This is a genomic window from Streptomyces collinus Tu 365 (assembly GCF_000444875.1).
GTDB classification, from domain to species: domain Bacteria; phylum Actinomycetota; class Actinomycetes; order Streptomycetales; family Streptomycetaceae; genus Streptomyces; species Streptomyces collinus_A.
In genome coordinates this window covers 5,288,537-5,312,590 of sequence record NC_021985.1, presented here as the reverse complement: position 1 = coordinate 5,312,590, position 24,054 = coordinate 5,288,537, and the positions used below count along the sequence as shown (strand labels likewise).

Annotated in this window: 23 protein-coding genes; 13 read left to right on the top strand and 10 right to left on the bottom strand. The window is 73.1% G+C overall.

Going from position 1 to position 24,054, the window contains the following annotated elements:
• Positions 1-58: 58 nt before the first annotated feature.
• Entirely contained in the window at positions 59-1,210 is a 1,152-nt protein-coding gene (locus B446_RS23240) for a GGDEF domain-containing protein (RefSeq protein WP_020941871.1), read from the bottom strand.
• Positions 1,211-1,305: 95 nt separating this feature from the next.
• Positions 1,306-2,100 (bottom strand): enoyl-CoA hydratase/isomerase family protein, encoded by a 795-nt coding sequence (locus B446_RS23235; protein ID WP_020941870.1) that lies wholly within the window; start codon positions 2,098-2,100, stop codon positions 1,306-1,308.
• A gap of 185 nt (positions 2,101-2,285) precedes the next feature.
• Here B446_RS23235 and B446_RS23230 point away from each other — a divergent pair, with 185 nt between their 5' ends.
• Positions 2,286-2,873 (top strand): hypothetical protein, encoded by a 588-nt coding sequence (locus tag B446_RS23230; RefSeq protein WP_020941869.1) that lies wholly within the window; start codon positions 2,286-2,288, stop codon positions 2,871-2,873.
• A 1-nt stretch (position 2,874) separates the two neighbouring features.
• Here B446_RS23230 and B446_RS23225 read toward each other — a convergent pair whose 3' ends face one another.
• Both B446_RS23225 and B446_RS23220 read right to left on the bottom strand, forming a co-directional pair.
• Entirely contained in the window at positions 2,875-3,999 is a 1,125-nt protein-coding gene (locus tag B446_RS23225; RefSeq protein ID WP_020941868.1) for an adenylate/guanylate cyclase domain-containing protein, read from the bottom strand.
• Between the two features lie 834 nt (positions 4,000-4,833).
• A complete protein-coding gene (locus B446_RS23220; protein ID WP_020941867.1) occupies positions 4,834-5,694 on the bottom strand; it encodes a biotin--[acetyl-CoA-carboxylase] ligase in 861 nt (286 codons plus the stop codon).
• A 111-nt stretch (positions 5,695-5,805) separates the two neighbouring features.
• On the opposite strand from B446_RS23220, the gene B446_RS23215 reads away from it, so the two are divergent.
• The 4 genes from B446_RS23215 (at position 5,806) to B446_RS23205 (ending at position 8,506) form a co-directional block, all read left to right on the top strand.
• Entirely contained in the window at positions 5,806-7,410 is a 1,605-nt protein-coding gene (locus tag B446_RS23215) for an acyl-CoA carboxylase subunit beta (protein ID WP_020941866.1), read from the top strand.
• Positions 7,411-7,432: 22 nt separating this feature from the next.
• Positions 7,433-7,642 (top strand): acyl-CoA carboxylase epsilon subunit, encoded by a 210-nt coding sequence (locus tag B446_RS23210; RefSeq protein WP_020941865.1) that lies wholly within the window; start codon positions 7,433-7,435, stop codon positions 7,640-7,642.
• A gap of 85 nt (positions 7,643-7,727) precedes the next feature.
• Entirely contained in the window at positions 7,728-7,856 is a 129-nt protein-coding gene (mmpB, locus tag B446_RS40795) for a morphogenic membrane protein MmpB (protein ID WP_020941864.1), read from the top strand.
• A gap of 32 nt (positions 7,857-7,888) precedes the next feature.
• Entirely contained in the window at positions 7,889-8,506 is a 618-nt protein-coding gene (locus tag B446_RS23205; RefSeq protein ID WP_078614783.1) for a Maf family protein, read from the top strand.
• On the opposite strand, the gene B446_RS23200 is transcribed toward B446_RS23205, so the two are convergent.
• Positions 8,478-9,065: a hypothetical protein gene (locus B446_RS23200; protein WP_020941862.1), complete on the bottom strand. Its 588-nt coding sequence runs from the start codon at positions 9,063-9,065 to the stop codon at positions 8,478-8,480. The genes B446_RS23205 and B446_RS23200 overlap by 29 nt on opposite strands.
• A 374-nt stretch (positions 9,066-9,439) precedes the next feature.
• Here B446_RS23200 and B446_RS23195 point away from each other — a divergent pair, with 374 nt between their 5' ends.
• Entirely contained in the window at positions 9,440-11,212 is a 1,773-nt protein-coding gene (locus B446_RS23195; protein WP_020941861.1) for an acetyl/propionyl/methylcrotonyl-CoA carboxylase subunit alpha, read from the top strand.
• A gap of 211 nt (positions 11,213-11,423) precedes the next feature.
• Here the strand turns inward: B446_RS23195 and B446_RS23190 are convergent, their stop codons facing one another.
• Both B446_RS23190 and B446_RS23185 read right to left on the bottom strand, forming a co-directional pair.
• On the bottom strand, positions 11,424-12,347 hold the full coding sequence (locus tag B446_RS23190) for a DeoR/GlpR family DNA-binding transcription regulator (protein ID WP_078614782.1): 924 nt from the start codon (positions 12,345-12,347) through the stop codon (positions 11,424-11,426).
• 168 nt (positions 12,348-12,515) lie between these two features.
• The gene (locus B446_RS23185) at positions 12,516-13,964 is read right to left on the bottom strand and encodes an NAD(P)H-quinone dehydrogenase (RefSeq protein ID WP_020941859.1); all 1,449 of its coding nucleotides are present in this window, start codon (positions 13,962-13,964) and stop codon (positions 12,516-12,518) included.
• 96 nt (positions 13,965-14,060) lie between these two features.
• On the opposite strand from B446_RS23185, the gene B446_RS23180 reads away from it, so the two are divergent.
• From B446_RS23180 to B446_RS23170, 3 genes are all read left to right on the top strand, one after another.
• The gene (locus tag B446_RS23180) at positions 14,061-14,498 is read left to right on the top strand and encodes a gamma-glutamylcyclotransferase (RefSeq protein WP_020941858.1); all 438 of its coding nucleotides are present in this window, start codon (positions 14,061-14,063) and stop codon (positions 14,496-14,498) included.
• A 104-nt stretch (positions 14,499-14,602) separates the two neighbouring features.
• Positions 14,603-15,427 (top strand): purine-nucleoside phosphorylase, encoded by an 825-nt coding sequence (locus tag B446_RS23175; RefSeq protein ID WP_020941857.1) that lies wholly within the window; start codon positions 14,603-14,605, stop codon positions 15,425-15,427.
• Between the two features lie 98 nt (positions 15,428-15,525).
• A complete protein-coding gene (locus tag B446_RS23170) occupies positions 15,526-17,172 on the top strand; it encodes a phospho-sugar mutase (protein WP_020941856.1) in 1,647 nt (548 codons plus the stop codon).
• 474 nt (positions 17,173-17,646) lie between these two features.
• On the opposite strand, the gene B446_RS23165 is transcribed toward B446_RS23170, so the two are convergent.
• On the bottom strand, positions 17,647-18,315 hold the full coding sequence (locus B446_RS23165) for a PH domain-containing protein (RefSeq protein ID WP_020941855.1): 669 nt from the start codon (positions 18,313-18,315) through the stop codon (positions 17,647-17,649).
• A gap of 146 nt (positions 18,316-18,461) precedes the next feature.
• Between B446_RS23165 and deoC the strand changes: the two genes are divergently transcribed.
• From deoC to B446_RS23150, 3 genes are read left to right on the top strand one after another with little or no spacing between them, the layout of a single operon-like run.
• Complete coding sequence (gene deoC, locus B446_RS23160; RefSeq protein WP_020941854.1) at positions 18,462-19,421, top strand: deoxyribose-phosphate aldolase; 960 nt, start codon at positions 18,462-18,464, stop codon at positions 19,419-19,421.
• 5 nt (positions 19,422-19,426) lie between these two features.
• Positions 19,427-20,863 (top strand): aldehyde dehydrogenase family protein, encoded by a 1,437-nt coding sequence (locus tag B446_RS23155; RefSeq protein WP_020941853.1) that lies wholly within the window; start codon positions 19,427-19,429, stop codon positions 20,861-20,863.
• Entirely contained in the window at positions 20,856-21,740 is an 885-nt protein-coding gene (locus tag B446_RS23150; protein ID WP_020941852.1) for an aldehyde dehydrogenase family protein, read from the top strand. The genes B446_RS23155 and B446_RS23150 overlap by 8 nt, the downstream gene beginning before the upstream one ends.
• A gap of 74 nt (positions 21,741-21,814) precedes the next feature.
• Here B446_RS23150 and B446_RS23145 read toward each other — a convergent pair whose 3' ends face one another.
• Positions 21,815-22,240: a hypothetical protein gene (locus B446_RS23145; protein WP_020941851.1), complete on the bottom strand. Its 426-nt coding sequence runs from the start codon at positions 22,238-22,240 to the stop codon at positions 21,815-21,817.
• Positions 22,241-22,401: 161 nt separating this feature from the next.
• On the opposite strand from B446_RS23145, the gene B446_RS23140 reads away from it, so the two are divergent.
• Positions 22,402-23,004 (top strand): uridine kinase family protein, encoded by a 603-nt coding sequence (locus B446_RS23140; RefSeq protein WP_043476298.1) that lies wholly within the window; start codon positions 22,402-22,404, stop codon positions 23,002-23,004.
• 209 nt (positions 23,005-23,213) lie between these two features.
• On the opposite strand, the gene B446_RS23135 is transcribed toward B446_RS23140, so the two are convergent.
• The gene (locus B446_RS23135; protein WP_020941849.1) at positions 23,214-23,951 is read right to left on the bottom strand and encodes a SigE family RNA polymerase sigma factor; all 738 of its coding nucleotides are present in this window, start codon (positions 23,949-23,951) and stop codon (positions 23,214-23,216) included.
• Positions 23,952-24,054: the final 103 nt, after the last annotated feature.

Below are 24,054 nucleotides of genomic sequence, written 5' to 3'. Positions count from 1 at the left end.
ACCGGAGTGACCCTTACCGATCCCTGTGCTTCACGTCACGGCCGCGCCCGGGGCGCGCTCATGGCCGGCGCCCGCGGAAGCGCCGCCGCTCGCCCGGCTCGTCCCGGCCGCCCGGCGGTTCGTCGGCGAGGCGTACGACGGGGTCGTCCGGTCCCTCGCGGCCGGCCACCACCGGCCGGTCGGCGCGCATCGCCTTGGCCCGGTACTGCGCGGCGTCGGCCAGCCGGAACAGCCGGCGCGCGGAGCGCACGGTCCCGACCGCGTCCTCGGTCGAGGCCAGCCCGCAGGCCACTCCCTCGCCCAGTTCCAGCTCCGCCGCCCGCCGGCACAGCTCGTCGGCCGCCTTGACCACGTCGTCGGCGGGCGGCCCCACGGCCAGCAGGCAGAACTCGTCACCGCCGAGCCGGGCCACCAGCGCGCCCGGCACCATCGCCCCGCACAGCGACAGCACGGAGCCGAACCGCTCCAGCAGCCGGTCGCCGACCGCGTGCCCGAGGGTGTCGTTGACCCGCTTGAGACCGTTGAGGTCGCAGACGACGAGACTGACGACCACGCCGTCCGTGCGGTGCCGCTCGACGGCCTCCTCCAGGCGCACGTCCACCGCGCGGCGGTTGGCCAGTCCGGTGAGGGCGTCCGTGAAGGCGAGCCGGTGGGCCTCCTCCAGCCGCTCGGTCTGCGCGAGCCCGGCCGCGACGACGGCGGCCAGGACGGTGGCGAAGTCGGCGTCCGGCCGCCCGAACACCGGCACCGCGACCGCGCGGGCCACGTACAGCTCGCCCCACGCCCGGCCGTGCAGCACGACCGGGGCGACGACACAGCAGCCGCGGCCCCTGCGGCGCAGTGCGGCGACCCGCCGGTGGAAGTAGCCGGGGGTGCCGGCCGCCGTGCCCTCGGCGGTCTCCACCCACGCGTTCGGCCCGCCGCCACCCGCCCACCGCTCGTGCAGGAACTCGGTGATCTCCGGGAACTGGTGCACCGGATAGGACTCGGCCTCCGGGAACTCCTCCTCGTCCGGGCGGCGCTCCCCGACGTTCACGAGCACCCGCAGCCGGCCCAGCTCCCGCTCCCACACCGACAGCGCGGCGAAGCTGCCGTCCAGCGCCCGGCACGCGCCGAGGGCGGCGGCCCGCCACGACTCGTGCGGAGTGTGCGCAGCCGCCATCCCCTGAGCCAGCGCCACCACGGCGGCGAGCCGCTTGTCCTCACCCATCACCCCAGGTTAGGAAGAAACGAGGACATTCGGTATGTCAATGGGGCGATCAGGTGGAGTCGCCCGGCCGGAGTTTCGTCCGCGGTGACCGAGGGTCACTCACCGGGCCACTCGGGCCGGCGCTTCTCGTTGAACGCCGCCACGCCCTCCGCCCGGTCCCCGGAGAACGCCACCGAGCGCCACGCCGCGTCCTCGACCTCGAGACCGGCCCGCAGATCGAGCCCGTGCCCGAGCCGCAGCGCCCGCTTCGCGGCCCGCAGGCCGACCGGCGAGTTCCCGGCGATCCGTGCCGCGAGCGCCAGCGCCTCCTCGCGGTCCCGGCCCTCCTCGACCAGCTGGTCCACCAGGCCGAGCTCAGCGGCCTCGGCCGCCTCCAGGCGCCGCGCCGAGAAGATCAGCTCGGCCGCGCGGGCCGCCCCGACCCGCCGCGGCAGCAGCTGGGTGCCGCCGCCGCCGGGGATCACGCCGACGGACACCTCAGGCAGCCCGACCACCGCCGTACGGTCCGCCACGATCAGGTCGCAGGACAGGGCCAGCTCGAAGCCGCCGCCCAGGGCGAAGCCGTGCACGGCCGCGATCGTCGGCATGGGCAGCTCCAGCACCCCGGTGTACGCCCCGCGGGCCACCGGCCGCTGCCGCACCAGGTCCGCGTCGCTGAACGAGTTCCGCTCCTTCAGGTCGGCGCCCACGCAGAACGCCCGCTCGTGGGAGGAGGTCAGGACGACCACGCGCGCGTCCCGGTCGGCGCCGAGCGCCGCACAGGCGGCCGCGACGGAGCGGGCCATCTCCGTGGAGACGGCGTTCATGGCCTTGGGCCGGTCCAGCACCAGCTCCGCCACGTGCCCGTGCCGCCGCACCAGCACGAACTCCCCGAACCGCTCCTCGCTCATGACACCCTCCGGTTAACGCGGGTTAACTCACTGACGGCCCGATCATCGCAGCCGTACCCCGCCTCGGGAAAGAGCCGGCCCCGCTCACGGTCCTACACCCGTTCGAGTGACATCCCGGCCGTCTCACCTCACACCGCCCACAGGAGCGCATAGCGTGCGCTCCGCCACGGCGGGGAGGAAACGTCATGAGACCGATACGCGCACAGTCGGACCGGCACCAGGGACCGCACGCCCCCGCCCGGGGCCGGCACCGCAAGCCCCACCCGCGCAAGGTGCTGCTGGCCGCCGGCGGCCTGGCGATCGCCGCGGGCGTCCTCAGCCTGGTCCGCGCCGCCCCGGACTCCGGGGTCGGGGCCCCGGGCACCGCGGAGGCGGAGCCCCGCCTGGACCCGACCGCCGCCACGACGGCGCTCGCGACACCGGCCGACCACCACGCGCGCCCCACGACACCGTCCTCGGACCCGTCGGTCCTGCGCGCGGGCCCGACGCCCTCCGGCGCACTCACCCCCACGCCCGCCACGCCCGCCGCGACCCCCACCACGCTGCCCGGCGGCACCGGCGCGCCGACCCCGGCCCGCACGTTCGCCCCGCGCCCCACGGCCACCGCGGCGCCACCGGCCCACACCCCGGCGCCGACCCACACCCCGGCACCGCCCGCCCCGCTCCCGACCCCGAGCCCCACCGCGACCCGCTCCTCCTCGCCGGGCGGCGGCGAGGCGTGCGTGCCGGTGATCGGCCTGTGCGTGGACCTGCCGGATCTGCCCCGGCGATGAGTCAGGGCCGGCTGTCGCGGCGGCTGAGCAGCCAGGGCTCGACGACACCGAGCCCACGGACCGGCCGCTGCCACATCGGCTGGAGCGCGAAGCGGTACACCGGCGGCTCCTCGCCCTCCTTCTCCGCCGCGGCGGCGGCCTCGGCGGCCTCCGCCTCCGAGGCGGGAGCCTCACCGGTGCGGATCAGCTCCTCGGCGAAGGCGCTGTCCACCAGCACGGCGTCGCGCGGGGCTATGGAGGTCAGCCGGGAGGCGAGGTTGACCGTGGTGCCGAAGACATCGCCCATCCGGGTGGTCACGGTGCCGAAGGCCATGCCCACCCGCAGCTCCGGCATGGTCTCGTCGTTGGACATCGTCTCGACGAGCCGCAGCGCGATGTCCGCGGCCGTGCCCGCGTCGTCGGCGGCGTACAGCACCTCGTCGCCGAGGGTCTTGATGAGCCGGCCGCCGCGCGCCGCGACCAGGTCGGCGGCGGTGGTCTCGAAGGCCTCGACCAGCTCGCCGAGCTCCTCCTCCTCCATCCGGCGGGTCAGCCGGGTGAACCCCACCAGATCGGCGAAGCCGACCGCGAGCCGCCGGTCGACCATCTCCTCGTCGTCGGCGGTCTGCACCACCCGTCCCGCCGAGGCGGCGAGCTGCCGGCGCCAGACGTAGACCAGGAACTCCTCCAGCTCGGGCAGCAGCAGTTCGACGATCGGGTACGTGACCTCGGTGCGCGTCATGCCCGGCTCGGGCGGCTCGGTCAGGCCCTCCAGGAAGGAATCGATCTGCCACTCCGCCAACCGGGCGGTGGTCTGCCCGGTGGACCGGGCCACCTGCACCGCCATGGCCTCGCTCAGCAGCCCGGCCTCGACCAGACCGGCCAGTCGGCGCAGCGCCAGCACGTCGGCCTCGGTGAGCGCCCTGGCCTGCCCGATGTCGGCGAAGCCCATGGCCCGCCAGAACCGTGACGCCAGCTCCATGGAGACACCCGCGCTACGGGCCGCCTGGAAAGGCGTGTAGCGCCGCTCGGCGCCCAGGATGAGCTGCTCGAGACGCAGGGCAAGCGGATCCTCGCCGGAGTCGGCGGCGTAGGGGTCCTCCCGGCCGTCCGCGTCCGCGCCGGAGCCCGTGTCGTCGACGGTCACGCGTGCTGCCCTTCCGATCTGCCACGGTCAGGTACCGACCGGCCTCAACTCTACGGCAGGTGTGCGCCAGCTCACTCCGTGGGCTTACCCGTCCCACTTCCCTCAAGCCCCACCTTGCCCCACCCTCCCCCCACCCGCCCGTGGGACTACGCCCCACCCCCGGCCCCCCCGGGGGCCGAGGCCGTGGGTGTGCGTCCCGCCGTCGTGGCCGGTCGCGCAGTTCCCCGCGCCCCTGGGACAGCTGCCGGTGCCGCCCAATCAGAGCCAAGGCAGCGACCCCAGGGGCCACGACCGTGGGCATCCGTCCCGCCGTCGTGGCCGGTCGCGCAGTTCCCCGCGCCCCTGGGACAACTGCCGGGACCGCCCGACCAACGCCGAGGCACGACAGCGACCCCGGGCGCCGAGACCGTAGGCATCCGCCCCGCCGTCGTGGCCGATCGCGCAGTTCCCCGCGCCCCTGGGACAGCTGCCGAGGCCGCCCAATCAGAGCCGAGGCCGCGCCCTGGGTGGGCTGCCGGGGCCGCCCACTCAGAGCCGAGGCCGGGCCCCGGCAGTCACCCGCCACCCCCCGCATCGACGGTGAGCCGGACGGATGCCGCAGTCGCCCACGGCCGGAAGGGGGTGGGGCGGGGGGTGTCCGCCCGCAGCGGTTGGCGCGTCAACGTCGGGTGCCCTCTCAGCCGGCCGATTCCGCGCCGTTCCGAGGACGGACACCCCCCGCCCCACCCCCGACCCGAAAACCACACCGGGCGCGACGCCCGCCCCCACCACCCGCACAGGCGCCGCAGGCACACCCCCTCACACACAAGCCACCTACGCCCCGCAAGCAGGCGCTCAAGCAGGTCGCAGGTGCACGATGTCTCCCGCCCCCACGGGCTCCTGCACGCCCTCCCCCGTCGCGATGACCAACCGCCCGTCCCCGTCCACCGCCACCGCCTCGCCGACGATCGACCGCTCCCCCGGCAGCTCCGCCCGCACAGAACGCCCCAGCGTCGCGCACCCGGCCGCGTACGTCTCCTGCAGCCCGCTGCGCGCGGGATCACCCCCCGCGTCCCGCCACCGCCCGTACCACTCCTCCAGCGACCGCAGCACGGCCCGCAGCAGCGGATCCCGGTCCGTGGTCACCGCCCCGGCCAGCGCCAGCGACCCCGCCGTCGGCACCGGCAGCTCCGACGCCCGCAGCGACACGTTGAGCCCCACCCCGACGACCACCCCACCCTCCCCGGCTCGCTCCGCGAGGATCCCCCCGGCCTTGCGCTCCTCACCCCCGACCTTCACCAGCAGGTCGTTGGGCCATTTGAGGGCCGTGTCCACGCCCGCGGCCCGGGACAGCCCGGTCGCCACCGCCACACCGGTGAGCAGCGGCAGCCACCCCCACCGGTCCACCGGCACCTCCACGGGCCGCAGCAGCACGGAGAAGAACAGACCGGAGCGCGCCGGCGCGGTCCACTGCCGGTCCAGCCGCCCCCGCCCGGCCGTCTGCTCCTCGGCGACCAGCACCGCCCCCTCGCCCACCGTGCCGGCCACGGCCTGGGCGACCAGGTCGGAGTTGGTGGACCCGGTGCGCTGGACCAGCTCGACCCCGGACCACAGTCCCCCCTCCCGGACCAGCCCGCGCCGCAGCGCCGTGGCGTTCAGGGGCGGACGGTCGAGGTCGGACCAGCGGCTGTCGTCTGATGCATTGTGCGGCGTCATGCAAGTCACCCTAGGTGTGGGAAACGCCGCACTGCCGACACGGAGGCGCACCACTACGCTACGGATGAGTAACCGTCCCCCCTTTTGAGCAGGCAGGGAGCCGCGATCCCGATGTCCGAGCCGGAAGAGCGCCACGAGATCGACATTCACACGACCGCGGGCAAACTCGCGGATCTGCAGCGCCGCATCCATGAGGCGACGCATGCCGGCTCGGAGCGCGCCGTCGAGAAGCAGCACGCCAAGGGCAAACTGACGGCCCGTGAGCGGATCGAGCTCCTCCTCGACGAGGACTCCTTCGTCGAGCTGGACGAGTTCGCCCAGCACCGCTCCACCAACTTCGGCCTGGAGAAGAACCGCCCGTACGGCGACGGCGTGGTGACCGGCTACGGCACGGTCGACGGCCGTCCGGTCGCGGTCTTCTCGCAGGACTTCACCGTCTTCGGCGGTGCCCTCGGCGAGGTCTACGGCCAGAAGATCGTCAAGGTCATGGACTTCGCGCTGAAGACCGGCTGCCCGGTCATCGGCATCAACGACTCCGGCGGCGCCCGCATCCAGGAAGGCGTGGCCTCCCTGGGCGCCTACGGCGAGATCTTCCGCCGCAACACGCACGCCTCGGGCGTCATCCCGCAGATCAGCCTGGTCGTCGGCCCCTGCGCGGGCGGCGCGGTCTACTCGCCGGCCATCACCGACTTCACGGTGATGGTGGACCAGACCTCGCACATGTTCATCACCGGCCCGGACGTCATCAAGACCGTCACCGGCGAGGACGTCGGCTTCGAGGAGCTGGGCGGCGCCCGCACGCACAACGCGACCTCCGGCGTGGCCCACCACATGTCGGGCGACGAGAAGGACGCGATCGAGTACGTCAAGCAGCTGCTGTCGTACCTGCCGTCGAACAACCTCTCCGAGCCCCCGGTCTTCGCGGAGGAGGCGGACCTCGCCCTCACCGACGAGGACCGCGAGCTGGACACGCTCGTGCCGGACAGCGCGAACCAGCCGTACGACATCCGCACGGTGGTCGAACACGTCCTGGATGACGCCGAGTTCTTCGAGACACAGGCTCTTTTCGCGCCGAACATCGTGACCGGTTTCGGCCGGGTCGAGGGCCACCCGGTGGGCATTGTCGCCAATCAGCCGATGCAGTTCGCCGGCTGCCTGGACATCGACGCGTCGGAGAAGGCGGCCCGCTTCGTGCGCACCTGCGACGCCTTCAACGTCCCGGTGCTCACCTTCGTGGACGTGCCGGGCTTCCTGCCGGGCGTCGACCAGGAGCACACCGGCATCATCCGCCGCGGCGCCAAGCTGATCTTCGCGTACGCGGAGGCCACGGTCCCGCTGATCACGGTGATCACCCGCAAGGCCTTCGGCGGTGCCTACGACGTCATGGGCTCCAAGCACCTGGGCGCCGACCTGAACCTGGCCTGGCCGACCGCCCAGATCGCCGTGATGGGCGCCCAGGGCGCGGTCAACATCCTGCACCGCCGCACCCTGGCGGAGGCCGAGGCGAACGGCGAGGACCTGGAGGCCGTGCGCGCTCGGCTGATCCAGGAGTACGAGGACGCCCTGCTCAACCCCTACGTGGCGGCCGAGCGCGGGTACGTCGACGCGGTGATCATGCCGTCCGACACCCGGGCCCACATCGTCCGCGGCCTGCGTCAGCTGCGCACCAAGCGGGAATCCCTGCCTCCGAAGAAGCACGGCAACATCCCCCTGTAGGCCCGCGGACCCTGGAGCGCTCATGAACATCAAGGTCGTACGTGGCAACCCGACCCCGGAGGAGCTGGCCGCCGCTCTGGCGGTGGTCCGCGCCCGCGCCGCGGCGGCGGCCATGACGCCGCCCGGCGCGCCCGGCCCCCGGGACTCCTGGTCGGACCCGTCCCGGATCGCGGGGCACCGTGTCCCGCGCCCCGGCCCGGCGTCGTGGACCCGCACCTACTGGCCGAGCTGACGCACGGCGGCGCGCCGCGCGGGGCGCGAGTTTCTGAGTACCGGTACTCAGGCGCCCCGCCCGGCCGAGGCCGCACGCTGGTGACATGCTGTGGTCAGACCCCGAGAACGAGCCGCCCGACGAACTGCGCGACATGCAGGAGATGCTGCGGCGGCTCGGTCTCGTCCTGGCCCTCGCGATGGTGCTGGGGATGATCGTGATCGGTCTGAGGTGAGTGGGGCGGCGCCGCGTGACTAACCTGGCCGCATGACTGCCAAGCCCCGCAGGCGCCTCGTGCTCGCCTCCCAGTCCCCCGCCCGTCTCGGCCTGCTCCGCCAGGCGGGCCTCGCCCCCGAGGTGATCGTCAGCGGGGTCGACGAGGACGCCGTGAGCGCGCCCACCCCGGCCGAACTGGCGCTCGCCCTCGCCGAGGCCAAGGCCTCCGTGGTGGCGGCGAAGCCGGAGGTGCAGGGCGCCCTGGTGATCGGCTGCGACTCGGTGCTGGAGCTGGACGGGCGGGCGCTGGGCAAGCCCGCCGATGCCGAGGAGGCCACCGCCCGCTGGAAGGCGATGCGCGGGCGCACCGGAGTGCTCCAGACGGGGCACTGCGTCTGGGACACGGTCGCCGAGCGGTACGTCTCCGCGACCGCCTCCACCGTCGTCCGGTTCGGCGAGCCCAGCGACGAGGAGATCGCCGCGTACGTGGCCTCCGGCGAACCCCTCTACGTGGCGGGAGCGTTCACCCTGGACGGCCGTTCGGCGCCGTTCATCGAGGGCATCGACGGCGACCACGGCAACGTGATCGGCATCAGCCTGCCCCTGGTGCGCCGGCTGCTGGCCCAACTGGGCGTGGGCATCACGGAGTTGTGGGCGCCGGCCGAGTGACCTGGGCGGGGACGGAGTCCTGCGGCCCCTCGTCCCCGTCCCGCGGTTCGTCCGCACCGCCGTGCGACCGCGCCGGGCCGGCCGGCTCCGCGGCCGGCCCGGCCTCGGCCCGCGGCTCTCCGCCCTGGTCCCCGGCCCCGCCGCCGGGGGCCTGCGACTCCCGGCCGCCGTCGCGGTCGTACGTCATCAGGAGCAGCACGACGAGGCCGAGCACGACCACCATGAACACGAAGGCGGTCCAGCCCACCAGGCCCCAGGCGAAGGCGCCCAGCAGGCCGTGCACGACCGCGACGCTGATCAGCAGGATGCGGCCGAAGCCGGCGGGGGGCCGGTTGCGTATCGCGACGAGCAGGGCCACGAGGGCGCACAGCGCGAAGTACAGGCCGAAGACGAGGCCGCCGATCTTCGACGACGTCGACATGACGTCCGGGTCGAGACCGGCCAGGGACATCTTCTGGCGGTCCACGACCACTCCGAGGAACCAGTTCAGCGCGGCGATCACGAACGCCTCCGTCAGGAGCACGACCGCCACGACCCATGCCACCGGTCTGCGCACCACCGGCCCCCACCCACCTTCGACCGCAGCTCGACCGAGCTGCTGTTACCTGAAGTACGTTCGAGTCATCGCGAACGCTACTAACGGGTAAACCTGGGGACAAGGGTTCGGGCCGCGGCAAAGAATCATTGGGCCATTCGTAGGGACTCGACAAAGAAACGGAGTGGCCCGCGGCACGCTCTCACAGAGACCTTGACCACACGACGGGGATAGGGTTTTCCGCAGGAGTCCTGCGTACCGAGCCGGCACAAGGGATTTCGCGGGTCTGGCGAGCCCCGCATCACGCTCCGTGTGGGGAAGCTCACCATTGGGGACGGGTCGTAGTGCCGTGTCGGCAGTCCCTAAACTCGGCTTGTTTCAAGGAGGGAGCCTCAATCGTGCGCAAGGTGCTCATCGCCAACCGTGGCGAAATCGCTGTCCGCGTGGCCCGGGCCTGCCGGGACGCCGGGATCGCGAGCGTGGCCGTATACGCCGACCCGGACCGGGACGCTCTGCATGTCCGCGCCGCGGATGAGGCGTTCGCCCTGGGCGGTGACACTCCGGCGACCAGCTATCTGGACATCGAGAAGGTGCTGAACGCCGCCCGTGAGTCGGGCGCGGACGCCATCCACCCGGGCTACGGCTTCCTCTCGGAGAACGCCGAGTTCGCCCAGGCGGTCCTGGACGCGGGCCTGAACTGGATCGGCCCGCCGCCGCAGGCCATCCGCGACCTGGGTGACAAGGTCGCCGCCCGGCACATCGCGCAGCGGGCCGGCGCCCCGCTGGTGGCGGGTACGCCCGACCCGGTGAGCGGTGCCGAGGAGGTCGTCGCCTTCGCCGAGGAGCACGGCCTGCCGATCGCCATCAAGGCCGCCTTCGGTGGTGGTGGCCGCGGCCTGAAGGTCGCCCGGACCCTCGAAGAGGTTCCGGAGCTGTACGACTCCGCGGTGCGCGAGGCGGTCGCCGCCTTCGGTCGCGGCGAGTGCTTCGTCGAGCGCTACCTGGACCGTCCGCGTCACGTGGAGACCCAGTGCCTCGCCGACAAGCACGGCAACGTGGTCGTGGTCTCCACCCGTGACTGCTCGCTGCAGCGCCGCCACCAGAAGCTGGTCGAGGAGGCCCCCGCGCCGTTCCTCTCCGACGAGCAGGTCGCCGAGCTGTACCGCGCCTCCAAGGCCATCCTCAAGGAGGCCCGCTACGAGGGCGCCGGCACCTGTGAGTTCCTGGTCGGCCAGGACGGCACGATCTCCTTCCTGGAGGTGAACACCCGCCTCCAGGTGGAGCACCCGGTGACCGAGGAGGTCGCCGGCATCGACCTGGTCCGCGAGATGTTCCGCATCGCCGACGGCGAGGAGCTGGGGTACGGCGACCCGGAGCTGCGCGGACACTCGTTCGAGTTCCGGATCAACGGCGAGGACCCGGGGCGCAACTTCCTCCCGGCTCCCGGCACGGTCACCACCTTCGAGCCGCCGTCGGGTCCGGGCGTCCGCCTGGACGCGGGCGTGGAGTCCGGCAGCGTCATCGGCCCCGCCTGGGACTCGCTGCTCGCCAAGCTCGTCGTCACCGGCCGCACCCGCAAGGAGGCCCTGGAGCGGGCCTCCCGCGCCCTGGAGGAGTTCCAGGTCGAGGGCATGGCCACCGCGATCCCGTTCCACCGCGTGGTGGTCAGGGACCCGGCGTTCGCCCCGGAGCTGACCGGCTCCGCCGAGCCGTTCAAGGTCCACACCCGGTGGATCGAGACCGAGTTCGTCAACGAGATCAAGCCCTTCACCGCCCCGGCCGACGCCGAGGCGGAGGAGGAGACGGGCCGCGAGACGGTCGTCGTCGAGGTCGGCGGCAAGCGCCTGGAGGTCTCCCTCCCGTCCTCGCTCGGCATGTCCCTGGCCCGTACCGGCCTGGCCGCCGGCGCCAAGCCGAAGCGGCGCGCGGCCAAGAAGTCCGGCCCGGTGGCCTCCGGTGACACCCTGGCGTCCCCGATGCAGGGCACCATCGTGAAGGTCGCCGTGGAGGAGGGCCAGGAGGTCAAGGAGGGCGACCTGGTCGTCGTCCTGGAGGCCATGAAGATGGAGCAGCCCCTCAACGCCCACAAGGCGGGCACCATCAAGGGCCTCAACTTCGAGGTCGGCGCGTCGGTCACGTCGGGCGCGGCGATCTGCGAGATCAAGGACTGACCGCGAGACACTCCCGCGACGCCCGGTGGACCATCGTCTGCCGGGCGTTCGCCTTGCGCGGCCCGGTACGGCAGCCGTCGTAGCGGAAGCGGAAGCGGGGAACCGCGCGGGCCATCACCGGGAGCCCGCTGCCGCCGGGGCATCCGGCCCGTACGGCGTCAGGCGCCCCGGGAGCCCGCCGACAGCCCGCAGAAGCCCGTCGGGCGTCCGGCTAGCGCCGTCGCAGATCGGCGACGCGTCCCCGCTCGACCCCGGCCGGCTGCTCGCCCAGCATCCCGCGCAGTCCGCCCTGGCCCCGTCGCGGCCCCGGCAGCGGACGCCGTGCCGGGACCTGCTCACCCCCCGGAGCGCTGCTCGCCCCGGCCACGACGATCTGCACCCCCTGGTCCGCGAGCGCCTGGAGCTCGGTGCCGGCGCGGTCGTCGTGCGGGGGCGGCTCGTCGGTGACCAGTCGGGTGATGACGTCGGTCGGCACCGTCTGGAACATCGTGTCCGTGCCCAGCTTGGTGTGGTCGGCGAGGACCACCACCTCGGCGGCGGCCTGCACCAGGGCGCGGTCGACGGACGCCGAGAGCATGTTGGACGTGGACAGGCCCCGCTCCGCGGTCAGGCCGCTGCCCGACAGGAAGGCCTTGGACACTCTCAGCCCCTGCAGGGACTGTTCGGCGCCGGAGCCGACCAGGGCGTAGTTGGAGCCGCGCAGGGTGCCGCCGGTCATCACGACCTCCACCCGGTTGGCGTGGGCCAGCGCCTGGGCCACCAGCAGGGAGTTGGTGACGACGGTCAGCCCGGGCACCCGCGCGAGCCGGCGGGCCAGCTCCTGCGTGGTGGTGCCCGCCCCGACCACGATGGCCTCGCCCTCTTCGACGAGGCTCGCGGCGAGGTCGGCGATGGCCGTCTTCTCGGCGGTCGCGAGATGGGATTTCTGCGGAAAGCCGGACTCCCGCGTGAACCCGCCCGGCAGTACCGCACCGCCGTGCCGGCGGTCGAGGAGTCCTTCTGCCTCCAGTGCGCGCACGTCCCGCCGTACGGTCACTTCGGAGGTCTGGACGACGCGGGCGAGTTCACGGAGCGACACGGCCCCGTTCGCTCGCACCATTTCGAGGATCAATTGGCGACGTTCTGCAGCGAACACGAAACTGACAGTAACCCCAACGACCGTCTGGTTTCAGCAGTTTGCGCCGAATAACAGAAGTTGTTCGCAGGGCAGGGCGGGGAGTGGTATAGGGCCTAGTCTCCCCGCCTATGCCGCACGCATGCTCGACAACTCCCTGTGACCAGCGGGAAGTCGGGCTTTCGGGGATCAGGCCTCGGCGCCGGCCTTGCGCGTGTGCAACTGCCGTGCCACCTCGGCGATCGACCCCGACAGGGACGGGTACACCGTGAAGGCGTTCGCGATCTGCTCGACCGTCAGATTGTTGTCGACGGCGATCGAGATCGGGTGGATGAGTTCCGAGGCGCGCGGCGCGACCACCACACCGCCCACGACGATGCCCGTACCCGGCCGGCAGAAGATCTTCACGAAGCCGTCCCGGATGCCCTGCATCTTGGCGCGCGGGTTGCGGAGCAGGGGCAGCTTCACCACCCGGGCGTCGATCTTGCCCGCGTCGACGTCCGCCTGGCTGTAGCCGACGGTGGCGATCTCGGGGTCGGTGAAGACGTTGGAGGAGACGGTCTTCAGGTTCAGCGGGGCCACCGCGTCGCCGAGGAAGTGGTACATGGCGATACGTCCCTGCATCGCCGCCACCGAGGCCAGGGCGAAGACGCCGGTGACGTCGCCGGCCGCGTACACGCCCGGAGCGGTGGTCCGGGACACCTTGTCGGTCCAGATGTGCCCGGACTCGCGCACCTTGACGCCGGCCTCCTCCAGGCCGAGCCCGGCGCTGTTCGGGATGGCGCCGACGGCCATGAGGCAGTGCGAGCCGGTGATGACGCGCCCGTCGGCCAGCGTCACCTCGACCCGGTCGCCGACGCGCTTGGCGGACTGCGCGCGGGAGCGGGCCATGACGTTCATGCCGCGGCGCCGGAAGACGTCCTCCAGCACGGCGGCGGCGTCCGGGTCCTCGCCCGGCAGCACCCGGTCGCGGGAGGAGACGAGGGTGACCTTGGAGCCCAGCGCCTGGTAGGCGCCGGCGAACTCGGCACCGGTGACGCCGGAGCCGACCACGATCAGCTCCTCCGGCAGCTCGGTGAGGTCGTAGACCTGGGTCCAGTTGAGGATGCGCTCGCCGTCGGGCTGGGCGTCGGGCAGCTCACGCGGGTGGCCGCCGGTGGCGAGGAGGACGGCGTCGGCGGTGAGGGTCTCCTCGCTGCCGTCGGCCGCGGTGACGACGACCTTGCGGGAGCCGTCGAGGGCCTGCATGCCGTCGAGCCGGCCGCGGCCGCGCATGACGCGGGCGCCCGCGCGGGTGACCGAGGCGGTGATGTCGTGCGACTGCGCGAGCGCGAGCCGCTTCACCCGTCGGTTGACCTTGCCCAGGTCCACGCCGACCACCCGGGCCGCCTGCTCCAGCGGCGGGGTGTCGTCCGCGACGATGATCCCCAGCTCCTCGTACGAGGAGTCGAAGGTGGTCATCACCTCGGCCGTAGCGATAAGGGTCTTCGACGGCACGCAGTCGGTCAGCACCGACGCTCCGCCCAGACCGTCGCAGTCGACGACGGTCACCTCCGCGCCGAGCTGGGCGGCCACCAGGGCCGCCTCGTATCCGCCGGGTCCGCCACCGATGATCACGATCCGAGTCACGTACCCCATTGTCCCGCACGCTTCAAGGTGCCACTGCCCGGGGGCGGCGGCGGGCGGGCGCCGGCGCCCGGGGGACGCCCGCCGCCGCTGCCGTACCCTCTCCCCATGTCGCTCTATGCCGCGTACGCCGGCAACCTCGACGCGCGCCTGATGTCCCGCCGCGCCCCGCACTCGCCGCTGCGCGCCATCGGCTGGCTGAACGGCTGGCGGCTGACCTTCGGCGGCGAGCAGCTCGGCTGGGAGGGCGCGCTGGCGACGATCGTCGAGGCGCCCGGCGAGCAGGTCTTCGTCGGCCTGTACGACATCGCGCCCATGGACGAGGAGTCCCTGGACCGGTGGGAGGGCGTCGGCCTCGGCATCTACCGGCGCGCTCGGGTGCGGGTGCACACCCTGGACGGCGAGGAGCCGGCCTGGACGTACGTCCTCAACGCCTACGAGGGCGGCCTGCCCTCGGCCCGTTACCTGGGCGAGGTCGCGGACGCCGCCGAGTCCGCCGGGGCGCCCCACGACTACGTGATGGAGCTGCGCAAGCGGCCCTGCTGAGGAGCGCCGCCCGGGTCGCTCGTCGGAAACGACAAGACAACGATCGCCAACCCGTGCGCTCTGGGGTCTACGCGCGTAGGCGAAGACCGGCTACCCTCGTCGGCGTGAACGCATCTCTTCTTCCGGACGACATCCAGGGCGACCCGTACGCCGCCGCCGACGCCGCCGCCGCGCGCCTGCGCGAACTGACCGGCGCCGAGACCCACGACGTCGCCCTCGTGATGGGCTCCGGCTGGGCTCCGGCCGTCGACGCCCTGGGCGCACCCGACGCCGAGTTCCAGGTCACCGAGCTGCCCGGCTTCCCGCCGCCGGTGGTCGAGGGGCACGGCGGCAAGGTCCGCTCGTACTCCTTCGGTGACAAGCGCGCCCTGGTCTTCCTGGGCCGCACGCACTACTACGAGGGCCGGGGCGTCGCCGCCGTCGCGCACGGCGTCCGCACCGCCGTGGCGGCCGGCTGCAAGACGATCGTGCTGACCAACGGCTGCGGCGGTCTGCGCCAGGGCATGCGCCCCGGCCAGCCGGTGCTGATCAGCGACCACATCAACCTGACGGCGACCTCGCCGATCGTCGGCGCCAACTTCGTCGACCTGACGGACCTGTACTCGCCGCGCCTGCGCGCGCTGTGCAAGGAGATCGACCCCTCCCTGGAGGAGGGCGTCTACGCGCAGTTCCCCGGCCCGCACTACGAGACCCCGGCCGAGATCCGCATGGCCCGTGTCATCGGCGCCGACCTGGTCGGCATGTCCACGGTGCTGGAGGCGATCGCCGCCCGCGAGGCCGGCGCCGAGGTGCTGGGCATCTCCCTGGTGACCAACCTCGCGGCGGGCATGACCGGCGAGCCCCTCAACCACGAGGAGGTCCTCCAGGCGGGCCGCGACTCGGCGGCGCGCATGGGCGAGCTGCTGGGCCAGGTGCTGGGCAAGCTGTAGGCGGCTGTGTCCGCCCGCCCGGCTCGTGGACCGGCGGGCGAACGACGGCGGTCTGGGGGCGGAGCCCTCAGCGGAGACTAGGAGAGGTTGATCCCAAGGTGCACGACGATCTCATCAGCAGGGCCGAGACCTGGCTCGCCGAGGACCCCGACCCGGAGACCCGCGAGGAACTGGCCAAGCTGATCTCCGCCGGTGACACGGCGGAGCTGGCCGCCCGGTTCGCGGACACGCTCCAGTTCGGCACCGCCGGTCTGCGGGGCGAGCTGGGCGCGGGCCCGATGCGCATGAACCGGGGCGTCGTCATCCGCGCCGCCGCCGGTCTGGCCGCGTACCTGAAGAAGAACGGCACCCCGCACGGGGGCGCGGACGCCGGGCTCGTCGTCATCGGCTACGACGCCCGGCACAAGTCCGCGGACTTCGCCCGGGACACCGCCGCCGTCATGACCGGCGCCGGCCTGCGCGCCGCCGTGCTCCCCCGCCCGCTCCCCACCCCCGTACTGGCCTTCGCCATCCGGCACCTGGGCGCGGTGGCCGGCGTCGAGGTCACCGCCAGCCACAACCCGCCCCGGGACAACGGCTACAAGGTGTACCTCGGCGACGGCTCCCAGATCGTCCCGCCGGCGGACGCGGGGATCGCGGCCGAGATCGACGCGATCGCCTCGCTGCACGACGTGCCCCGCCCGGAGTCCGGCTGGGAGACCCTGGACGACGCGGTCCTCGACGCCTATCTGGCCCGTACCGACGCCGTACTGGCGGCCGGTTCCCCGCGCACCGCCCGCACGGTCTACACGGCGATGCACGGCGTCGGCCGGGACGTCCTGGTGGCGGCCTTCGCCCGGGCCGGCTTCCCCGAGCCGGTGCTGGTCGCCGAGCAGGCCGAGCCGGACCCGGACTTCCCGACGGTCGCCTTCCCGAACCCCGAGGAGCCGGGCGCGATGGACCTGGCGTTCGCGCGGGCCCGCGCCACCGACCCGGACCTCGTCATCGCCAACGACCCCGACGCCGACCGCTGCGCGGTGGCCGTCAGGGACGGCGGCGACTGGCGCATGCTGCGCGGCGACGAGGTCGGCGCGCTCCTCGCCGCCCACCTGGTCCGGCGCGGCGCCACCGGCACCTTCGCGGAGTCGATCGTGTCCTCCTCGCTGCTCGGCCGGATCGCCGGCAAGGCGGGGCTGCCGTACGAGGAGACCCTGACCGGCTTCAAGTGGATCGCCCGCGTGGACGGTCTGCGCTACGGCTACGAGGAGGCCCTCGGCTACTGCGTGGACCCCGAGGGCGTCCGGGACAAGGACGGCATCACCGCGGCGCTGCTGATCACCGAGCTGGCGTCGGTGCTCAAGGAGCAGGGCCGCACGCTGCTCGACCTGCTCGACGACCTGGCGGTGGAGCACGGCCTGCACGCCACCGACCAGCTCTCGGTGCGCGTCGAGGACCTCTCCGTCATCTCGGACGCGATGCGCCGCCTGCGCGAGCAGCCGCCGACCGAGCTGGCGGGCCTGGCGATCACCCGGGCCGAGGACCTCACCCAGGGCACGGAGAGCCTGCCGCCCACCGACGGCCTGCGCTACACCCTGGACGGCGCCCGGATCATCGTCCGCCCCAGCGGCACCGAGCCCAAGCTGAAGTGCTACCTGGAGGTGGTCGTCCCGGTGGCCGGCCACGCCGGCCTCCCGTCCGCGCACACCCGAGCGACCGAGCTCCTCACGGCGGTCAAGCGCGACCTGTCGGCAGCGGCCGGCATCTGAGGCACCCGCCCGAAGGGGGCGCCCCGGCTCTCCGGGACGCCCCCTTCACGCTCAGGGGCCGAACCGGACCCCGACGGCACGGCAGCCCACCCAGGGACGCGGGCAACTGCGCGCCCAGCCACGACCGCCGGACAGGCCACCCCAGACCCCACAGGGGCCGAACCGGACCCCGACGGCACGGCAGCCCACCCAGGGGCGCGGGGAACTGCGCGACCGGCCACGACCGCCGGACAGACACCCACAGCCTTGGCCACCCCAGACCCCACAGGGGCCGAACCAGACCCCGACGGCACGGCAGCCCACCCAGGGGCGCGGGGAACTGCGCGACCAGCCACGACGCACGCCGCGCGGCCCCGCACGCCCCTCCGCCCCTCCGCCCCTCCGCGCCACCGCGCCACCGGCCCGGTCGTCCCGGGCCTCGGTCGGGGGCAGCCCGCCGCAGGGCCGGACCGGAGCCGCGGCCCCGGCGGGGGGTCAGCCCGTCGCCAGGAGGATCAGCAGCAGGACCGCTCCGGCGATCGCGGGGGCGATCACCTCGTACGCCCAGCGGGCACTGACCTCGCCCTGGGCGGTCTCGGCCGTGCCGCGTCGGTCCAGGGTGGTGCGGAGGTCCGCGACGATCCGGTCGGACTCGGCGCGGGCCGGGCCGTCGTGGTCGGCGGCAGCGGCGCCGGCGCCGCCGAACATCCCGAAGCCGCCGGACCGGCCGGGGCGGCCCGCCCCGCTCTGCCGGCGCGCCGCCTTCTTGCGGTCGCGCATCGAGACGGGGATGGCCCAGAGCTGGTACTTGGCGCCGGAGTCGGTGACGACCTCGTTGGTGTAGCCGGAGCGCACGGAGGCGATCTCACCCCAGGGCAGGCTGACCGACCGGAACGGGTTGCGCACCCGCAGCCGGTCCTCGCCGGAGAAGACGGCGGGGCGCAGCGTGAAGGCGGTCACGAGCGGGACGAGGAGGATCAGCCACGCGAGCGCGAACCAGGGGGTGCGCCCGTGTCCGGCGATCAGCGCGTCGATGCCCAGCCAGCCGATGAGCGCGAGCAGCAGCACACCGGCCACCAGCCCCAGGGGTGAGCGGTAGACCAGGCTGGCGGCGGTGGACGCCGGGGGCCGCGGCGCGGGTGACTGGTGGTCCGGGGTCGTCATGCTCCCGATTCTGCCCCACGCCCCCGGACCGCGGCCGACCCGCCCGGGCGTGGGGGCCGGAGCGCCCCGCGCGCCGCCCGGAACCTTCTTTCCGGTTCCCCGGGGTATACATCCGCTACGCGCGTAGATATGCTCGTCTGGTGACCATGCCCACCTCTGCACCCACAGCTCATGCTCTCGCTGACGTCACCGCGTCCGACGGCACGCTGCGCCGCTTCCTCCACGGGCTGCCCGGCGTCGACGCGGTCGGCCTGGAGGCGCGCGCCGCGTCTCTCGGCACCCGTTCCATCAAGACCACCGCGAAGGCGTACGCCATCGACCTCGCCATCTCGATGGTCGACCTGACGACGCTGGAAGGCGCGGACACCCCGGGCAAGGTCCGGGCGCTCGGCGCCAAGGCGGTCCACCCCGACCCGACGGACCGGACGACCCCGGCCACGGCGGCCGTCTGCGTGTACCCCGACATGGTGGCCACCGCCAAGGAGGCCGTCGCCGGCTCGGGCGTGAAGGTCGCCTCGGTCGCCACCGCCTTCCCGGCCGGCCGTGCCGCGCTCGACGTGAAGCTGGCCGACGTGCGCGACGCCGTCGCCGCGGGCGCCGACGAGATCGACATGGTCATCGACCGCGGCGCGTTCCTCGCGGGCAAGTACCTGAAGGTGTACGACGAGATCGTCGCCGTGAAGGAGGCCTGCGGGACGGCCGCCCGGCTGAAGGTCATCTTCGAGACCGGCGAGCTGTCGACGTACGACAACATCCGCCGGGCGAGCTGGCTGGGCATGCTGGCGGGCGCGGACTTCATCAAGACCTCCACCGGCAAGGTCGCGGTCAACGCCACCCCCGCCAACACCCTGCTGATGCTGGAGGCGGTGCGCGACTACCGCGCGCAGACCGGCGTCCAGGTCGGCGTCAAGCCCGCCGGCGGCATCCGCACCACCAAGGACGCCATCAAGTTCCTGGTCCTGGTCAACGAGACCGCGGGCGAGGACTGGCTGGACAACCACTGGTTCCGCTTCGGCGCCTCCTCGCTGCTGAACGACCTGCTCATGCAGCGTCAGAAGCTGGCCACCGGCCGCTACTCCGGCCCCGACTACGTGACGGTGGACTGATCAACATGGCATCCGCATTCGAGTACGCACCGGCACCCGAGTCCCGCTCGGTCGTCGACATCGCCCCCTCCTACGGCCTGTTCATCGACGGCGAGTTCGTGGAGGCGGCCGAAGGCAAGGTCTTCAAGACCGTCTCGCCGAGCACCGAGGAGGTGCTGTCGGAGGTCGCGCAGGCCGGCGCCGAGGACGTGGACCGTGCCGTCCGGGCCGCCCGCAAGGCGTTCGAGAAGTGGTCGGCGCTGCCGGGCTCCGAGCGCGCGAAGTACCTGTTCCGCATCGCCCGCATCGTCCAGGAGCGCAGCCGTGAGCTGGCGGTCCTGGAGACGCTGGACAACGGCAAGCCGATCAGGGAGACCCGCGACGCGGACCTCCCGCTGGTCGCCGCGCACTTCTTCTACTACGCGGGCTGGGCCGACAAGCTGGACCACGCCGGCTTCGGCGCGGACCCGCGGCCGCTCGGTGTGGCCGGCCAGGTCATCCCGTGGAACTTCCCGCTGCTCATGCTGGCGTGGAAGATCGCCCCGGCCCTCGCGACCGGCAACACGGTCGTCCTCAAGCCCGCCGAGACCACCCCGCTGTCCGCGCTGTTCTTCGCGGACATCTGCCGCCAGGCCGGCCTCCCCAAGGGTGTCGTCAACATCCTTCCGGGCTATGGCGACGCCGGTGCCGCGCTCACCGCGCACCCGGACGTGAACAAGGTGGCCTTCACCGGCTCCACGGCCGTCGGCAAGGAGATCGCCCGCACGGTCGCGGGCACGAGCAAGAAGCTCACCCTGGAGCTGGGCGGCAAGGGCGCCAACATCGTCTTCGACGACGCGCCCATCGACCAGGCCGTCGAGGGCATCGTGACCGGCATCTTCTTCAACCAGGGCCAGGTCTGCTGCGCGGGCAGCCGCCTGCTGGTCCAGGAGTCGGTCCAGGACGAGCTGCTGGACGCCCTCAAGCGCCGGCTGTCCACGCTGCGCCTCGGCGACCCGCTGGACAAGAACACCGACATCGGCGCGATCAACTCCGCCGAGCAGCTGGCCCGGATCACCACGCTCGCCGAGCGCGGCGAGGCCGAGGGCGCCGAGCGCTGGTCCCCGGCGTGCGAACTCCCCTCGGCCGGCTACTGGTTCGCCCCGACGCTGTTCACCAACGTCACCCAGGCGCACACCATCGCCCGCGACGAGATCTTCGGCCCGGTGCTCTCGGTCCTCACCTTCCGCACCCCGGACGAGGCCGTCGCCAAGGCGAACAACACGCAGTACGGCCTGTCGGCGGGCATCTGGACCGAGAAGGGCTCCCGGATCCTGGCCGTCGCGAACAAGCTGCGCGCCGGTGTCGTCTGGTCCAACACGTTCAACAAGTTCGACCCGACCTCGCCGTTCGGCGGTTACAAGGAGTCGGGCTTCGGCCGCGAGGGCGGCCGCCACGGCCTGGAGGCGTACCTCGATGTCTGAGCGACTTTCTGTCTTCAAGACCTACAAGCTGTACGTCGGCGGGAAGTTCCCGCGTTCCGAGAGCGGCCGGGTGTACGAGGTGACGGACTCGAAGGGCAAGTGGCTGGCCAACGCCCCCCAGTCCTCCCGCAAGGACGCCCGTGACGCGGTCGTGGCCGCGCGCAAGGCGTTCGGCGGCTGGTCCGGCGCGACCGCCTACAACCGCGGCCAGGTCCTGTACCGCGTCGCGGAGATGCTGGAGGGCCGCCGGGACCAGTTCGTCCGGGAGGTCGCGGACGCCGAGGGCCTGTCGAAGTCGAAGGCGGCCGCGGTCGTGGACGCCACGGTCGACCGCTGGGTCTGGTACGCGGGCTGGACGGACAAGATCGCCCAGGTGGTCGGCGGCGCCAACCCGGTCGCGGGCCCGTACTTCAACCTGTCCTCCCCGGAGCCGACCGGCGTGGTCGCCGTGGTGGCCCCGCAGGAGTCGTCCTTCCTGGGCCTGGTCTCGGTGCTCGCCCCGGTGATCGCCACCGGCAACACGGCGGTCGTCGTCGCCTCCGAGAAGGCCGCGCTGCCCGCCCTGTCGCTGGGCGAGGTGCTGGCCACCTCGGACGTCCCCGGCGGTGTCGTCAACGTCCTGTCCGGCCGTACGGCGGAGATCGCGGCCCCGCTGGCCGCGCACCAGGACGTCAACGCGATCGACCTCGCGGGCGCCGACGAGGTGCTGGCGAAGGAGCTGGAGATCGCGGCGGCGGACAACCTCAAGCGCGTCCTGCGTCCACAGCCTGTGGACTACTTCGAGACGCCCGGCACCGAGCGCCTCACGGCGTTCCTGGAGACCAAGACGGTCTGGCACCCCACGGGGTCGCTGGGCGCCTCCGGTTCCTCCTACTGAGCCGCGGTCTCCACGGACGAGAGCCGCGCCACCCCTCCGTCCGGGGGCGGCGCGGCTCTCTCGTACGTCGCCCGTCAGCCGAGCGGCGCGCCCGCGCCACCGCCGAGCAGCCCGGTCACCTGTCCCACCACCGGCAGCGCGCCGAGCGACTCGGCCTCGGCCACCGGCCGGGTCAGGGCCTGTGAGGAGAGCGGCTTGAAGTCGGCGATCCGGGTGCCGACCCCGTTGTCCAGCGGGTCGACTCCGGTCCCGGCGAGCGGGTTGGGCTTGAGCCCCGTGACCGGCCCGGTGACGTAGCCGACCGTGCCGGTGAGCGCCGACAGCCCCGCCTGCGGGTCGATGTGGCCGAGCGAGGTGGGCCGCCAGGGCACCTGAAGGGGCTGACCGGACGCGTCCGCGTGCGCCGTGGCCGCGCCCGCCCCCAGGGCCGCCGTGGCGGTGGCCAGGGCGATCAGGGCGCGCTGCGCCACGGGGTGCGGGGAGGAAGAGTGTCGGGCCATCTCTGGTGCCACCTTCTGGGTGCGCAGGGTAAGGCTGTCGACACGAAGGGTAGTTGAGGTGAGACTCACGCTCAAAAGCCGACCCGCGGGGTCGGCAGGGCGCTCACCATGCCTCAAACTGGTGTTCCGTGAGCATTCATCTCCCGGCCCCCGCCCGTGTCGTGCTGCTGTGCGGCCCCTCGGGTTCGGGCAAGTCCCTCGTCGCCGCCCGTTCCGGGCTCCCCGTGCTGCGCCTGGACGACTTCTACAAGGAAGCCGGCGACCCGACTCTGCCCCTGGTGCAGGGGAGTTCGGACATCGACTGGGACCACCCGCAGTCGTGGGACGCCGAGGTCGCCGTCGAGGCCATCGCCCGGCTGTGCGCCACGGGTGCGACACCGGTCCCGGTGTACGACATCTCGCGCAGCGCCCGCACCGGCGAGGACACGCTGCGCATCGGGCGCACCCCGCTGTTCATCGCGGAGGGCATCTTCGCCGCGGAGATCGTGGAGCGCTGCCGTGAACGGGGCCTGCTGGCCGACGCGCTGTGCCTGAGCCGCGGCCCGTTCACCACCTTCCGCCGGCGTTTCCTGCGCGATCTGCGGGAGGGCCGCAAGTCGGTGCCGTTCCTGCTGCGGCGCGGCTGGCGGCTGATGCGCGCCGAGCGCACGATCGTGGCGCGCCAGGTCTCCCTGGGCGCCCATCCCTGCGACCGCGACGAGGCCCTGGGCCGGCTGGCGGCGGCAGCCGCGGGCCGGCAGACCCCGCAGCGGACCGTGGCCTGACCCGGCGTGCGGGAGCCGGCCGGGGCGGACCGGCCGGGTAACGCGAAACGGGACTGGACGGACCCCCCGGTCCACCAGTCCCGCTCCTCGTGCTCCCCCTTTTTCCCCCGTGTTCCCCTTGCTTCCCCCGTGCCCGCCCCGCGGGCCCACCCCCCAGTGGTCCCGCGGGACCCACCCCCCGGTGGTCCCCCGTTGTTTCCCCCGAACCTTCAGGCGACCAACTCGCCGAAGGCGTCCTCCTCGTCACGGCCGAAGCTGAGGACCTCGTCGTCGCGCAGCCGGCGGAGCGACCGCCAGATGCTGGACTTGACCGTGCCGACACTGATGTCGAGGATCTCCGCGATCTCCGGGTCCGTGCGGCCCTCGTAGTAGCGCAGGACCAGCATGGTGCGCTGGAGTTCGGGCAGCCGGGCCAGCGCCTGCCACAGGACCGCGCGCAGCTCGGTGCCGCGCATCGCGTCCGTGTCGCCGGGCGTCTCCGGCAGTTCCTCGGTCGGGTACTCGTTGAGCTTGCGGCGCCGCCAGGCGCTGATGTGCAGGTTGGTCATGGTGCGGCGCAGGTAGCCGCCGACCGCCGCCTTGTCGCTGATCCGCTCCCACGCCCGGTAGGTCGAGAACAGCGCGCTCTGCAGCAGGTCCTCGGCCTCGAAGCGGTCGCCGGTCAGGTGGTAGGCGGTGGCGTACAGGGAGGCGCGGCGCTCCTGGACGTAGGCGGTGAACTCCGCCTCCGTCAGCGAACGACGCTCCCCCGAGTCCTCCCCGTACGCGGATCCCCCGTGCGTCTCCCCCGTGTGGGCGTCAACCACCGTCATGTAACCGGTGTGCTGACGCCCGGTGCCGCGAGCGCACCCCCGCCCGCTCACAACACCGGACTTCTCCGAACCCCGGTGCACGTCGTGCAGACGCGTGACCACTGCGCTGGTGCTCATCCCGTGCAGCGTGTTCATCTCGCGCTCCCCCGTCGTGGACTTCCGGTGTCCGGCTTGCTGGTGTTGCTTCCTTGCCTGTGCCGAGAAGCTTGCCGAGCGACCTTCATGGACGTGTCAGCCG

What these genes read in the sequence shown, in the direction of transcription:
- B446_RS23150 (WP_020941852.1), top strand. Translation starts at nt 20,856, where the DNA reads ATGTCTGAGCGACTTTCTGTCTTCAAGACCTACAAGCTGTACGTCGGC.
- mmpB (WP_020941864.1), top strand. Translation starts at nt 7,728, where the DNA reads ATGCTGTGGTCAGACCCCGAGAACGAGCCGCCCGACGAACTGCGCGAC.
- B446_RS23235 (WP_020941870.1), bottom strand. Translation starts at nt 2,100, where the DNA reads ATGAGCGAGGAGCGGTTCGGGGAGTTCGTGCTGGTGCGGCGGCACGGG.
- B446_RS23185 (WP_020941859.1), bottom strand. Translation starts at nt 13,964, where the DNA reads ATGGGGTACGTGACTCGGATCGTGATCATCGGTGGCGGACCCGGCGGA.
- B446_RS23230 (WP_020941869.1), top strand. Translation starts at nt 2,286, where the DNA reads ATGAGACCGATACGCGCACAGTCGGACCGGCACCAGGGACCGCACGCC.
- B446_RS23165 (WP_020941855.1), bottom strand. Translation starts at nt 18,315, where the DNA reads ATGACGACCCCGGACCACCAGTCACCCGCGCCGCGGCCCCCGGCGTCC.
- B446_RS23240 (WP_020941871.1), bottom strand. Translation starts at nt 1,210, where the DNA reads ATGGGTGAGGACAAGCGGCTCGCCGCCGTGGTGGCGCTGGCTCAGGGG.
- B446_RS23205 (WP_078614783.1), top strand. Translation starts at nt 7,889, where the DNA reads ATGACTGCCAAGCCCCGCAGGCGCCTCGTGCTCGCCTCCCAGTCCCCC.
- B446_RS23155 (WP_020941853.1), top strand. Translation starts at nt 19,427, where the DNA reads ATGGCATCCGCATTCGAGTACGCACCGGCACCCGAGTCCCGCTCGGTC.
- deoC (WP_020941854.1), top strand. Translation starts at nt 18,462, where the DNA reads ATGCCCACCTCTGCACCCACAGCTCATGCTCTCGCTGACGTCACCGCG.
- B446_RS23210 (WP_020941865.1), top strand. Translation starts at nt 7,433, where the DNA reads ATGAACATCAAGGTCGTACGTGGCAACCCGACCCCGGAGGAGCTGGCC.
- B446_RS23220 (WP_020941867.1), bottom strand. Translation starts at nt 5,694, where the DNA reads ATGACGCCGCACAATGCATCAGACGACAGCCGCTGGTCCGACCTCGAC.
- B446_RS23145 (WP_020941851.1), bottom strand. Translation starts at nt 22,240, where the DNA reads ATGGCCCGACACTCTTCCTCCCCGCACCCCGTGGCGCAGCGCGCCCTG.
- B446_RS23180 (WP_020941858.1), top strand. Translation starts at nt 14,061, where the DNA reads ATGTCGCTCTATGCCGCGTACGCCGGCAACCTCGACGCGCGCCTGATG.
- B446_RS23215 (WP_020941866.1), top strand. Translation starts at nt 5,806, where the DNA reads ATGTCCGAGCCGGAAGAGCGCCACGAGATCGACATTCACACGACCGCG.
- B446_RS23135 (WP_020941849.1), bottom strand. Translation starts at nt 23,951, where the DNA reads ATGAACACGCTGCACGGGATGAGCACCAGCGCAGTGGTCACGCGTCTG.